Consider the following 12,787-nt stretch of genomic DNA (forward strand, 5'->3'; position numbering starts at 1 on the left):
TTCATCTTGAGGGTATGAAAGGCCAATCTGGCCGCCGTCTTCGGACCAATGCCAGGCAATCGGCTGAAGGCATCAATAAGTTTGGCTATCGGTTCGGGATAGTACAAAGCGCGTCTCCTCTACTTATGAAACGATTTTAGAATAGACCCGGGATTTTCATGCCGCCCGTGAATTTGCCCATGTCTTTATTAGCCAGCTCGTCTGCTTTGTTCAATGCATCGTTGACGGCGGTCAGGACGAGATCCTGCAGCATTTCGATATCGTCGGGATCAACCGCTTCTGGTTTAATCGAGATGCTTTGAACGTTTTTGTGGCCGTTAACGATGACGGTTACAACGCCGCCGCCAGCAGTGCCTTCAATAATCTTGGTGCCCAGCTCTTCTTGCGCTTTCAGCATTTGCTCTTGCATCTTCTTCACTTGCTTCATCATTTGGTTCATGTTGTTGCTCATTGTAGGTTCACTCCTTGGATTAGTTTACGTCATTACATATTAACGGGCTTAGTTATCTTCGACAACGACAAGATCTTCGCCGAAGAGCTTGACGGCTTCCTCGACCCATTCCGGTTCAGGCGGCGGACCGCCCTGCTCGTCTTCCTGCAATAAAGTCAATTCGCCTGCAGGAGCCGGCCCCTTCTCGGCGGCGGTCTGCCATTCTTTAAGCATGACAGTCGCGAGCCGCACCGGACGGTTGTACACTTCCTGCAACACGCGCTCGATCACTTCGCGGTTGGCCGGTTTCTCGGTCGTCTCGCGGTGAATCGAGTTCTTGAACGCGACCAAAATGGTGTTCTCTGCCGCCGAGACAGGCTCGCCGTTCACGAACCAAGCATGCGTGGAAATATTGTGCCCTTTCACGCGTTGCAGAATATCCGCCCATTTCATGCGCACCTGCCCCGTCGCTTGGCTCTCCGCGGCTGCAAGGAACGGATCCAGCTTCACCCGGGCTATGGAACCGCCCAGCCCGCCTGCAGCGCTCTTGGCGCCGAAGTTGTTCGTGCCCTTGCCGCCTCCGCGTCCGGCTCCGCCAGATTGCTCTTGGCCTGCGCCGCCTTCAGGACGAACGCCGGACTGAACCATTTGCTCGATCTTGCGTTCCAGCGAATCGATCCGCTGCTGCAGTCGTTGAACCTCGCCGCTGGATGCTCCTGGCGAGGAAGCATCGGATGAAGCCTCCCCTTCATGGGAGCGGCCGCCGCTAGCGTCTTGCAAGGTGCAAATCTTCATCAGCGCAACTTCGAAAATCGTTTGCGGCAGCGCGGCATGGCGAATTTCAAGCTGATATTGGTTGAGCACGTCAATCATCCGGAACAGCAGCTCTGAACTGAAAGAGGCCGCCATGGTTCTGTACTTATCCTGATCGACAATCCGTTCGGTCGATGCTTTTCCTTGCGGGGCCAGCTTCAATACCAGCAGATCCCGGAAGTAATAAACGAGATTCTCCAGGCATTTGTCGGCACTCTTGCCGGCCTGCATCAAACCTTCGACAAGCGGCAGGATCGCGCCGGCGTTTCGGTCGCGAACCGCTTCGGCCAGCTGCTCGAACTGCTCGGCGGCCAGCCCGCCCGTTACCTCTACCGCATCATTGAGCGTAATATGCTCGCCGCCGTAAGCGGATACCTGTTCCAGCAGGCTAATGGCATCGCGCATCCCGCCGTCCGAAAGCCTTGCGACATAAGCCAGCGCGTCCTCGTCCGCCGAAATACCTTCCTCGGCGCAGATTTGACGCAGGCGCGCCGTCTGCTCCGGCAGCGACACCTGACGGAAGTCAAACCGCTGGCAGCGAGAGATGATCGTGGCCGGAAGCTTATGCGGTTCAGTCGTAGCCAATATAAATATAACATGCGCCGGCGGTTCTTCCAGCGTCTTGAGAAGCGCGTTAAACGCCTCCGATGTGAGCATATGGACTTCATCTATAATATACACTTTAAAGCGGACTTCCGACGGGGCATACCGGACCTTATCCCGTATATCCCGAATTTCATCAATCCCGCGGTTGGATGCGGCATCGATCTCCACGACATCCATGACCGTGCCTGCCGTAATTCCCCGGCAAGCATCGCACACGTTACACGGTTCCGTCGATGGCCCCTGTTCGCAGTTGATCGCTTTGGCCAACACTTTGGCCGTCGTCGTCTTCCCCGTCCCGCGCGGGCCGTTGAATAAGTACGCATGCGAAACCCGGTCCTCGCGGATCGCGTTTTGCAGCGTTTGAATAATATGCTGTTGGCCGACCATATCCTGGAACGTCTGCGGACGCCAGGCACGGTATAAAGCTATATGTGACATCGAGTCCGTTCCTTTCGGCTGTTGATCGTCCCCGGCCCGTACAGGCCGTCCTTCTATTATACACGATGCCGCCAGCCAAAAAAACTGCCGCATGAACCGGATTTTGCAAACACTGTAGGCATTCCAATTCTACTTTTTCTCGCAAAGGCGTCCAACTTCCTGCCAGAAACAAAAAAAACACCCTGCATGACTCCGTAGAGTCAATTCGGATGTTGTTGTCCTTATAATCAGGACCGTGCACCTATCCTCGATTTAAGCGACATGAGCGGAACGCCCCTTCCCAGCTCTGGTCAAGCACCCCTCCGGCACATGAACAAACTTGCTTATGGCTGCTTCCTTCCGGACCTGACCCGTTCACAAGCGTCCATTGCGGAGGACCCGGCCGTCAACACTGTTCCAGGGCACCAGCCCCACACTGCAAAAACCTACGATAGGAATTCAACCTCGCTACAGCGGATTGCGAGTTACAGGGCACCGCTACCTCCCCGTCTAGCACGGTAGAGATAAGTATAGCTGGTTCAACTCAAAAGTGCAACCGCCTATTCGATGGAAACGTTATATGGTCAACGCGACATTTTGACATGAACGTCATAGCGCGGCATGTTGAACTTCAGAACGGAAGTCGCTTTCTCCTTAACCTGTGCGCTGTCGAAGCCTTTCTTCGGCGTAATCGTGACGTACATGTCGGGTGCTTGGAAGAGGATTGTCGCCTTGCCTACCCCCGGTACCTGCTTCAATTTCGTCTGCGCAAAGTCGCCGTCCGTGTCTTGATTCAGAAACTGGCCATTGCGGTTCGGCAAATGCGGATTGCTGTTGGATAAGCCCATATATCCGTCATGTCCATAAGACTTCGTGTTGTAATTGTTGGTCTCGTCCTTATTGCCGCAGCCAGCAAGCGAAATTGCTGTCGCCAGCGCGAGTGTGCCCAGCAGAATACGTTGGCTTGACATAAAAAAACCTCCCTTTAACCAATAGGATGGCTGAGGGAGGTTCTTGTATTCTGCTAAATTCCGGCAATGAAGGCCGATTAGGCTTAGATACCGTATTTCTTCTTGAATTTGTCGACGCGACCGCCGGCATCCAGGAACTTCTGCTTACCCGTGAAGAATGGGTGACAAGCGGAGCAAATCTCTACGCGCAGGTTCTGTTTGATCGAACCGGACTCGAAAGTGTTGCCGCAAGCGCAAGTTACTGACGTGACGTGGTATGTCGGATGAATACCTTGTTTCATCTCGTTCACCTCTTTCTGCCCTGGATCAACAGGCGGACCCAGAGTTCTGTTACAGACAATTTCGATTATAGCATGGCAAGGGTCGTGACGCAATGCCTTAGAAGGCATGTCCGAGCTGCCAAATAGTCCTTACAGCGGCTGCTTCAATGGAGCCGGAGGAACGTGCGTATAGGATCCGATGACCACATCCGGAAGCTCGTCAGCGAAAATCTCAAGCATTTGCTTCATGCCATAGATTTCGCCTTGCGCCTTCGGAATCAGCTCCAGGTAGCTCTCGGGATCGATGTTCAGATTCCGCATCTGAATCAATTTCAGTCCCGTCCGCTTCACGAAACCGAGCATCGCTTCGATCTCCTCTTCCCGATCGGTAACGCCCGGGAAAATCAAATAGTTGATCGAGGTGTACACGCCTTTGTCCGTCGCATAGCGAAGCGACTTCTCTACGTTCGCAAGCGTATAGCCGCGCGGTTTGTAGTAGGCGTTATAGTGGTCGTCCAACGCGCTGATGGTGCTGACGCGCATCAGGTTCAGACCGGCGTCCACGATACCGCGGATATGATCGGTCAGCCCCGCGTTCGTGTTGATGTTGATGTAGCCCATCGAAGTGCGGCTGCGTACTTCGCGCATGGCGCCGATGATAATTCTGGCCTGCGTGGACGGTTCGCCCTCGCAGCCTTGCCCGAAGCTGATGATGGAATCCGGTGCATTCAAATGCTCCATCATCACGTCGACGAGCTCTTGCACCGTCGGCTTGAAGTTCATCCGTGTCTGCGGCGCGGGAAATCCGCTGTCGTCCGGTTGTTCCGAAATACAGCCATAACAGCCGGCATTGCAAGAGAACGATACCGGGACGGCTCCTTCCCAGCGCTGCAAGAAAGTATTGGACGCGGTCAAGCACTCATAGCCGAGCGCGCAATTCGAAAGATGCTGGTACAGCCGGTTCTCCGGATACTTGGCCAACAGACGCTCGACGCCGACGTTCAGTTCCTTCGGATCGCAATTCAGCGGATTCCAGCGTTCCGGGTCATCGCATTTCTGCGCGGCGACGTAGAAGCCTCCATCTTTCCATACAACGGCCGAATAGCCGAACAGCGGGAGCTTCTGTGCCTTATCCGTCTTCATGTAGCCGGGGATGCACAATCGGGTAAAGCCCTGCGGCAGCAATGCGCCTACAGCTTGATAGTTGCCCGGCAACGGACGCATTTCGCCCGAAGCGGCATGAATGCCGATGGGACGCGTATGCGGCAGGCCAACCATAGTCGCGCCATCAGGCAGCGGGATCAGTTCGTCTTCCATCAGCTCAACGACCATGTCGCCGCTGCGGCCGAGAGCGATCCAATCGGGGTGATCGAACAAATTGCCTTGTTCGTCTGCATATACGAGATTCATGATGCACCTCCTCAAAACAAAAACTGCTTTTCTTTATAATCTAGGTTACTGTCGTGGAACGCGGAGACGGACGACGCGGCGCGCCGTTTGAACTGCCCGACGAGCTGCTGCCCGAGCTTGGTCTGCCTCTCGGCGGTGCCGGCGGCGTCACGTTCGACGTGTCGAGCGAAGCCAGAAACTCTTCATTATCCTTCGTATCCGCCAGCTTCTTCAGGAAGCCGTCGATAAATTCAATGGAATCGTTCATGTTCTTGCGAATTGCCCATACTTTATCGAGCTGTTCTTTGGTCAGCAGCATCTCTTCGCGGCGGGTACCCGAACGACGGATATCCAGCGCAGGGAAAATACGGCGATCCGCCAGTTTCCGGTCAAGATGCAGCTCCATATTGCCCGTACCTTTAAACTCTTCATAAATGATGTCATCCATACGGGAACCCGTCTCGATAAGCGCCGTCGCCAGAATCGTCAAGCTGCCGCCTTCTTCCACGTTCCGCGCGGAACCGAAGAACCGTTTCGGACGATGGAAAGCCGCAGGATCGATACCGCCGCTCAGCGTTCGGCCCGATGCCGGCACGACCAAGTTGTATGCGCGCGCGAGCCGCGTGATGCTGTCCAGGAGAATGACAACGTCTTTCTTGTGCTCGACCAGACGCAGCGCGCGCTCCAGCACCAATTCCGCCACTTTAATATGATTCTCGGGCAATTCGTCGAATGTCGATGCGACGACTTCGCCTTTGACCGAACGCGACATATCCGTTACTTCCTCCGGACGCTCGTCAATCAGCAGCACGAAAAGATCGATCTCGGGATTGTTAATTGAAATGCTATTAGCAATTTCCTTGATAAGCTGCGTCTTACCCGCTTTCGGCGGGGCAACGATAAGTCCGCGCTGTCCTAAGCCGACAGGGGCGAGCAAGTCCATGATACGCGTTGAAAGTCTGGGCTGGGCGGTTTCGAGAACGAGTTTCTTCTCGGGATAGAGAGGAGTCAGGGCTGGAAAATGAAGACGTTCTGCAGCATGTTCGGGGCTTTCTCCGTTGACGGCATTAACCTGAAGGAGTCCAAAATAACGTTCATTCTCTTTGGGAGCCCGGCACTTGCCGGATACTAAATCACCTGTGCGGAGATCGAACTTGCGAATCTGAGAGGCCGAAATGTAAATATCCTCCGTGCTCGGCAAATAGTTGATCGGCCGCAGAAATCCGAAGCCTTCCGGTAAAATCTCAAGTACGCCTTGCATAAACATAAGGCCGCTTTGTTCCGCTTGCGCGCGTAAAATCGCAAAAATCAATTCTCTCTTCTTCAGTTGGCCATAGCCCTGAATCTGGTGCTGCTTGGCCAGCTTATAAAGCTCCGTGAGCTTCATCACTTCAAGATCCGTGATCTGAAGTTCAGACATAATATCACCACTTCTTATCAATGTTCAAAGACAGGCAAGCTTCTTCCATCATTGCCGGAATCGGCCCGCTCTATTCGGACCGACTCGGCGATTGCTAGAAAAATAGAAACGCGCTATTCGCGCCAAACGTCCGCGCCTAGCATGCGCAGGTTCTCGACTAAATTATCGTAGCCGCGGTCGATGTATTCGACGCCCGTAATTTCCGTTACACCGTCATCGACCGTAAGCGCGGCTACAACGAGCGCGGCTCCGGCCCGCAGATCGGCGGCACGGACTTTCGCAGCATTCAGCTTGCAGCCTTCGACAATGGCCGATCGGCCTTCTACTCGAATGTTCGCGCCCATGCGCGATAACTCGGGGACATGCTTAAAACGGCTGCTGTACACATAATCGCTCAAAATGCTTACGCCTGTCGTCTGCGTGAGCAGGCTGGTCATCGGGGATTGCAAATCCGTGGCAAACCCGGGGTATACGAGGGCTTTCACGTCGATGGCTTCGTATGACGGTTGTCCTACGATTCTAATGGATTCGTCCATCTCATATACATGGACGCCCATCTCCTGGAGCTTGGCCGTAATAGCTTCCATATGCTTCGGAATAACATTGTCGATCAACATATCGCCGCGCGTTGCCGCGGCCATAATCATGTACGTTCCCGCTTGAATCCGGTCAGGGATGATAGAGTGGCGGCAGCCGTGCATCTGCTCGACGCCTTCAATTCGGATCGTTTCCGTTCCGGCCCCTTTGATTTTGGCGCCCATGGCGTTAAGAAGCGTAGCTACATCTATGATTTCAGGCTCTTTCGCCGCGTTTTCAATAATCGTGAAGCCCTTGGCCCGCGAGGCCGCAAGCATGATATTAATGGTCGCTCCAACACTGACAACATCAAGGTAAATCTTAGCGCCGCGAAGTTCTTTGGCCACAATGCGTATGGACCCGTGATCGTTCGTAACTGTCGCACCCAAAGCTTCAAAACCTTTGATATGCTGGTCAATCGGACGAGGTTCAAAATTGCAACCGCCCGGCAAACCGATCGTCGCTTCTCCAAAACGTCCAAGCATGGCGCCCATCAAGTAGTACGAGGCGCGCAGCAGTTTGACTTTCCCGTTCGGCATCGGTTTCGATACCATGGCCGAAGGGTCAATGACGATGGAGTCGCCGCTCCATTCCACAACGCCGCCCAGCTCTTCCAAAATCTCGCTGTATACCGCCACGTCGCTCAGATGAGGCAGGTTGTCCAGCGTTACCGTTGACTCCGCTAATATCGACGCGGGCAGAAGCGCAACGGCGCTGTTCTTCGCACCGCTGATTTGCACGGTGCCGCGCAGCGGGCGTCCGCCGCGAATCATCAATTTTTCCATTGGTCTTCGTTTTCCTCCCATCCGGTGAGAGCAATGGAACAAACAGCCGATAATGCCATAAAGCAAGCGCTCCACCTCTCAAAGCGATCTTGAAAGGATGGGGCGCCTGTCCGATTACGCATTACGCGGCTGTTCGATACCCTTGACTATCGGAAGTTAAGCTTGGTTGCTGCTGCCCAAGGCGAAACGGCTATTGCCGTCCTTGAGGCGGCGCAGAGCGTTTCATTCCGGCTATATTTGAACAAACGGATCTTCTCTTGAACGACGGCCAGCAAAGCGGCACAAGCAAAAACCAGGTATTTTGCGGGAAGTCTTCGCTTAGAAGCGCAGACTTGCAAATGACCGATCTTGCATCACGCTTCTGTTATCACACCCGGTCATTATACCACATTCGTGATACGTTTGGTACAAGTCTTGCCAATCGGCCGAATCCCCGATTTATGCGCGCTTGGATAAAAAAAAGGCGGGACCCCGTCGTTAGGATCCCACCGCGTACCATCCGCCGGACTCGCCGCTGCGGAGCTGCATATTGACTGCCAGCCGCATCTCGTCAATGTCGAACGGTTTCGTGAAGTGCATCAGCGCACCGTGATCGGTCGCCTCTTTAATCATGTCAAGCTCACCGTAAGCCGTCATCATAATGACTTTGATTTCCTTGTTGATGGCTTTCACGTGTTTCAGAATCTCAAGTCCGTCCATGCCGGGAATTTTCATATCAAGCAAAACCAGATCCGGCGACTCGTTTCGAACGATCTCCAGCGCTAGCTTGCCGTTCGGCGCCTGAAATGTCTCGTACCCTTCGCTGCCGAATACTTCCATCAACAAGATACGAATGCCATTCTGATCATCGACAATCAAGACTTTCTTGTTTTCCAACTTGAAACCCTCCTAGGAATGCACGACAATCGATCGCCACGGTTGGATTGGAATATCAGCTAACTGATTTCGCGTCCAAGCATCCATATTCCTGCTTAAGTTGGAAATTTAGTCCTAACTTCTTATGTTAGCTCTCTGCCAGTTGAAGCGCGGCGCGAACGAACCCGCGGAACAGCGACTGCGGCCGATTCGGACGCGACGTGAATTCCGGATGGAATTGAACCGCAAGGAACCACGGATGTTCCGGCAGCTCTACGATTTCAACCAGATGGCCGTCAGGCGAAGTACCCGTAATCTTCAAGCCCGAGTTTACGATTTTCTCGCGGAATTCATTATTGAATTCGTACCGGTGACGATGACGTTCGTAAACGAGCTCGTCATTGTATTCGCGCTCCGCAAGCGATCCCGGCGCCAATTTGCACGGATACAGACCAAGACGCATCGTACCGCCCATGTCTTCGATATCCTTCTGTTCAGGCAGCAAGTCGATAACCGGATACGGCGTAAGCGGATTAATCTCGGAGCTGTTGGCATCCTTGAAACCCGTCACGTGGCGCGCATACTCGATAACCGCTACTTGCATGCCGAGACAGATACCGAAGAACGGCACATTGTTCTCGCGCGCATGGCGGATCGCGATGATCTTGCCTTCGATGCCGCGGTCTCCGAAACCGCCCGGCACCAAGATTCCGTGAACGCCTTGAAGGCGATCCGCAACGTTATGCTCCGTCAGCTCTTCCGCGTTCACCCAGCGGACTTTCACGTCCGCATCGGCGTCGAAGCCGGCATGGCTGAGCGACTCGACAATACTGAGATACGCATCGTGCAGCGCAACGTACTTACCGACGATGGCAATCTCCGTCGTGCGGCTAAGCTGTTTCACGCGGCGGACAAGATCTTCCCACTCCGTCATATCAGGCTGGTCCGTCGTCAGTTTCAAATGGTTGACGACGATCTCGTCCAAGCCCTCTTCGCGCAGGTTGAGAGGAACTTCATAGAGCGTGGAAGCGTCGCGGCATTCCACGACGGCATTCTCGTCGATATCGCAGAAGAGCGCGATTTTGCGCTTCATGTCTTCGGCCAGCGGATATTCCGTCCGGCATACGATGACGTTCGGCTGGATGCCGATGCTTCTCAGCTCTTTTACGCTGTGCTGCGTCGGTTTCGTCTTCACTTCGCCTGCCGCTTTGATATACGGAATAAGCGTCACGTGAATGTACATGACGTTCTCGCGTCCGATATCGCTCTTGATTTGACGAATCGCTTCCAGGAACGGAAGGCTCTCGATATCGCCGACCGTGCCGCCGATTTCGGTGATGACCACGTCCGAACCGGTTTCTTTGCCCGCGCGGAATACGCGGTCCTTGATTTCATTCGTGATATGCGGGATGACTTGCACGGTACCGCCCAAGTATTCGCCGCGGCGTTCCTTGGTGATGACCGTCGAATAAATCTTGCCCGTCGTGACGTTGCTATTCTTGGACAGGTTGATATCGATGAAACGCTCGTAGTGACCCAAATCCAAATCCGTTTCCGCGCCGTCGTCCGTTACGAACACTTCGCCGTGCTGGTACGGGCTCATCGTTCCCGGGTCGACGTTAATGTACGGATCAAATTTCTGAATGGTCACTTTAAGACCGCGGTTCTTGAGCAACCGCCCAAGTGAAGCTGCCGTAATACCTTTGCCAAGCGACGAAACAACACCGCCTGTTACGAAAATGTACTTAGTCACTGATGATACCCTCCACGCCTGTATGGTTATGATATAGGTTCTCCCAATTCCCGAAGAAAAATGGTCCATAAAAAAGAAAAAAGTGACACCCGTATAAACGGGGCACTTTCTAATTTTTGGCATATACCTTATGTCCGAACTTGAAGCCCAAACAATAGTTTACCCGCTGTGAAACCGCCTGTCAAGGTGAAACGCTCGCGCCGCAAAGACCGGCAAAGCGCGTCTCATGCCGCGAAATCCAAGCGAAAAATCAGATGAAATCGATTCTTTCTTGGACGCCAAGGGAACCTCTGGCAGGCGGTTGCAGAAACGGTTTATTTATCGTCTTCGTCTTCTTCGTCGTCGAAGTCGCCGTCTTCGCTCTCTTCGTCCGTTTCGGCCTCACCGTCGACTTCGATGCCTTCTTCTTCGGCTTCCTCGTCGTCGATCAGCACTTCTTCGTCCACTTCCGCCTCTTCCTCGGCTTCGTCGAAGATTTCCTGATCCTCGTCGTACGAATCGAAATCGTCGTCCTCGGCTGCGTAAGTATCCTCTTCTTCGTCCGTGTACACGTCATCGTCGTCATCTTCGTCGTTAATGATGCGCGAACGCTTCGCATTGCCGACCGGATCCTCGTTGCGCTCGACAGGGTACCAGCGTTTCAGTCCCCACATGTTGCTGCCGACGCAGGCGAACCGTCCGTCGATGTTGATTTCTGTATATACTTGCGCAATCACTTGGTTGATTTGTTCTTGGGACAAGCCCCGGATTTTCGCAATTTCCATCATGATGTCGCGATAGTAAAACGGCGTATTAGCCGCTTTAAGCAATTCAAATGCCAGGTCGACCATCGGCATTTCCTTGACGCGTTCCGGATCGATTTTCAAGACGATCTCGCTGCTCATTTCGGACACTTCCTCTCATGTCAAATTGCCTGCCGATTACAAGCAATCCATTATCAAACTATAGTAAAACCTATTTTATCTCAAAAAGCAAGCATGCCTTGCGGCAAGGATCGGGAAGGCCGAACGATCCCCGTATTTTCGCGGCAGGTCCGGTTCCGCCCGACTGGCTCCGAACAAGAAAGCGCTGCCCATGCGGATGCTTGCTTGGTCCGTAAAAAAAAGAAAAAGCGAAGGATGGCCCCTTCGCTCCGACTGTATCCTTCCGGATGACGGCAGTTGCCGGTTCCGGTAACAAGAGTCCGTAAAGGACTCTTGGTTTATACTATGTCCCCGTGCGGCGAATGACACGGTTTGCAGCCTAATTATGCGAAAAAAGGCAAGTTGCTTATACAGCTTGTTACCCTCCTTCATACAATACTGCAGCATGATTCGCCATGGAGGGGAAGCAAAATTTGGACAGATCCGCAATTCTCCGCCTGTTGCATAGCGCGACGTCACTTACCGCACCCGCTGCCAAGCGGCGAATCGTCCGTTTTCGGCAGCACGGCGATTATGAGCGCTTCCTGCTGGAATGGTCGAAATTCGACGTGCCGGATCCCGATGCTTCGGAAGCCGTTCGGCATTTGCCTTCCATAGAAGCCTTCTCTCTCCCCGTGACGAGCGAGCTGCTCGCCTCCGCTCCGGCCAATGGGATATGGATCGAGAACGATCCCCAGGTATCGGTTCACGCCACCGTGCACAAACCGGCCGCCCGCGAGAAAGGCATTCCGTGGGGCGTGCAGGAAATCAAAGCGCCGCTGGCCTGGAGCTCCACGACGGGACACCGGGTCAAAGTCGGCGTCATCGACACCGGCGTCGATTTCAGCCATCCCGACTTGAAGCAGTCGCTGGGACGGGGAATCAACCTGCTCAACCGCGGCACGCTGCCGCATGACGATAACGGCCATGGCACGCACATTGCCGGAACGATTGCCGCCGCCAACCAGGTGCACGGCATGATCGGCGTCGCTCCGCGCGCCACGGTGCATCCGGTCAAAGCGTTCGACCACAACGGCAGCGCCTTCGTGTCCGACATCGTGCTAGGCATCGATTGGTGCGTGCGCAGCGGCATGGATATCGTCAACATGAGCTTCGGCATGAAAACGCGCAGCAAATCGCTGTTGACCGCCGTCAACAACGCGTTCAACGCCGGGGTCATCATCGTCGCTTCCTCCGGCAACGACGGCAAGCGCAAAGCGATCGACTATCCCGCCCGCTATCCGCAGACGATCGCGGTCGGCGCAACCAACCGGCTGCGGCGCATCGCCCCGTTCAGTAACCGCGGCATGTATATCGACGTCTACGCGCCCGGCGACAAAATCCTGTCCTCCTGGCTGCGCGGCAAATACAACGAAATGAGCGGCACCTCGATGGCGACCTCCCATGTCAGCGGCGCCATCGCACTGTTGCTGGCTTATCGCCCGGGCATGACGCCGACGGACATTAAAGCGGTCGTAAAGCGGTCGATGCTCCCCTTAAGAGGCACAAAAGCCCCCCGGCTGACCGGGGAGCTGGATGTTATGCGTATGCTGCAGGCCGTGGAACGGTAGGTTCCCGGCCTTGTTTTGCGTGCAGGAAGGTTATGAGCT

General features: G+C 54.3%; 12 protein-coding genes and 1 other RNA gene (1 of these 13 only partly in view). 1 reads left to right on the top strand and 12 read right to left on the bottom strand.

The genetic code is table 11. From position 1 onward, the window contains the following. The 12 genes from recR to rpoE all read right to left on the bottom strand — a co-directional run. A protein-coding gene (gene recR, locus GZH47_RS14915) for a recombination mediator RecR (RefSeq protein ID WP_162640777.1) crosses the window boundary here: on the bottom strand, positions 1 to 107 show its start. 493 nt of this gene lie to the left of the window's left edge; 107 of the gene's 600 nt are visible here — the first part of the coding sequence; it begins with the start codon at positions 105 to 107; its stop codon lies beyond the left edge, outside the window. A 29-nt stretch (positions 108 to 136) separates the two neighbouring features. After that, positions 137 to 451, bottom strand: coding sequence for a YbaB/EbfC family nucleoid-associated protein (locus tag GZH47_RS14920; protein ID WP_162640778.1), 315 nt, complete (start codon positions 449 to 451; stop codon positions 137 to 139). A gap of 48 nt (positions 452 to 499) precedes the next feature. Next, positions 500 to 2,287, bottom strand: coding sequence for a DNA polymerase III subunit gamma/tau (gene dnaX / locus GZH47_RS14925; RefSeq protein WP_162640779.1), 1,788 nt, complete (start codon positions 2,285 to 2,287; stop codon positions 500 to 502). A gap of 233 nt (positions 2,288 to 2,520) precedes the next feature. Further along, positions 2,521 to 2,785, bottom strand: an RNA gene (ffs, locus tag GZH47_RS14930) — signal recognition particle sRNA large type. 65 nt (positions 2,786 to 2,850) lie between these two features. After that, on the bottom strand, positions 2,851 to 3,237 hold the full coding sequence (locus tag GZH47_RS14935) for a hypothetical protein (RefSeq protein WP_162640780.1): 387 nt from the start codon (positions 3,235 to 3,237) through the stop codon (positions 2,851 to 2,853). Positions 3,238 to 3,320: 83 nt separating this feature from the next. Continuing rightward, a complete protein-coding gene (gene rpmE, locus GZH47_RS14940) occupies positions 3,321 to 3,518 on the bottom strand; it encodes a 50S ribosomal protein L31 (RefSeq protein ID WP_162640781.1) in 198 nt (65 codons plus the stop codon). Between the two features lie 129 nt (positions 3,519 to 3,647). Continuing rightward, entirely contained in the window at positions 3,648 to 4,907 is a 1,260-nt protein-coding gene (locus GZH47_RS14945; RefSeq protein WP_162640782.1) for a radical SAM family protein, read from the bottom strand. A gap of 40 nt (positions 4,908 to 4,947) precedes the next feature. Beyond that, positions 4,948 to 6,306, bottom strand: coding sequence for a transcription termination factor Rho (rho, locus tag GZH47_RS14950; RefSeq protein WP_162640783.1), 1,359 nt, complete (start codon positions 6,304 to 6,306; stop codon positions 4,948 to 4,950). 113 nt (positions 6,307 to 6,419) lie between these two features. Further along, entirely contained in the window at positions 6,420 to 7,667 is a 1,248-nt protein-coding gene (locus GZH47_RS14955; protein WP_162640784.1) for a UDP-N-acetylglucosamine 1-carboxyvinyltransferase, read from the bottom strand. A gap of 477 nt (positions 7,668 to 8,144) precedes the next feature. Further along, positions 8,145 to 8,543, bottom strand: coding sequence for a response regulator (locus GZH47_RS14960; protein ID WP_162640785.1), 399 nt, complete (start codon positions 8,541 to 8,543; stop codon positions 8,145 to 8,147). 127 nt (positions 8,544 to 8,670) lie between these two features. Further along, positions 8,671 to 10,275 carry a CTP synthase gene (locus GZH47_RS14965; RefSeq protein WP_162640786.1) on the bottom strand — a complete coding sequence of 535 codons (1,605 nt, stop codon included), beginning with the start codon at positions 10,273 to 10,275 and terminating at the stop codon, positions 8,671 to 8,673. Positions 10,276 to 10,589: 314 nt separating this feature from the next. Next, positions 10,590 to 11,159: a DNA-directed RNA polymerase subunit delta gene (gene rpoE / locus GZH47_RS14970; protein WP_162640787.1), complete on the bottom strand. Its 570-nt coding sequence runs from the start codon at positions 11,157 to 11,159 to the stop codon at positions 10,590 to 10,592. 452 nt (positions 11,160 to 11,611) lie between these two features. On the opposite strand from rpoE, the gene GZH47_RS14975 reads away from it, so the two are divergent. Beyond that, entirely contained in the window at positions 11,612 to 12,748 is a 1,137-nt protein-coding gene (locus GZH47_RS14975) for a S8 family peptidase (protein ID WP_225446496.1), read from the top strand. Positions 12,749 to 12,787: the final 39 nt, after the last annotated feature.

The sequence above is a fragment of the Paenibacillus rhizovicinus genome (assembly GCF_010365285.1).
GTDB classification, from domain to species: domain Bacteria; phylum Bacillota; class Bacilli; order Paenibacillales; family Paenibacillaceae; genus Paenibacillus_Z; species Paenibacillus_Z rhizovicinus.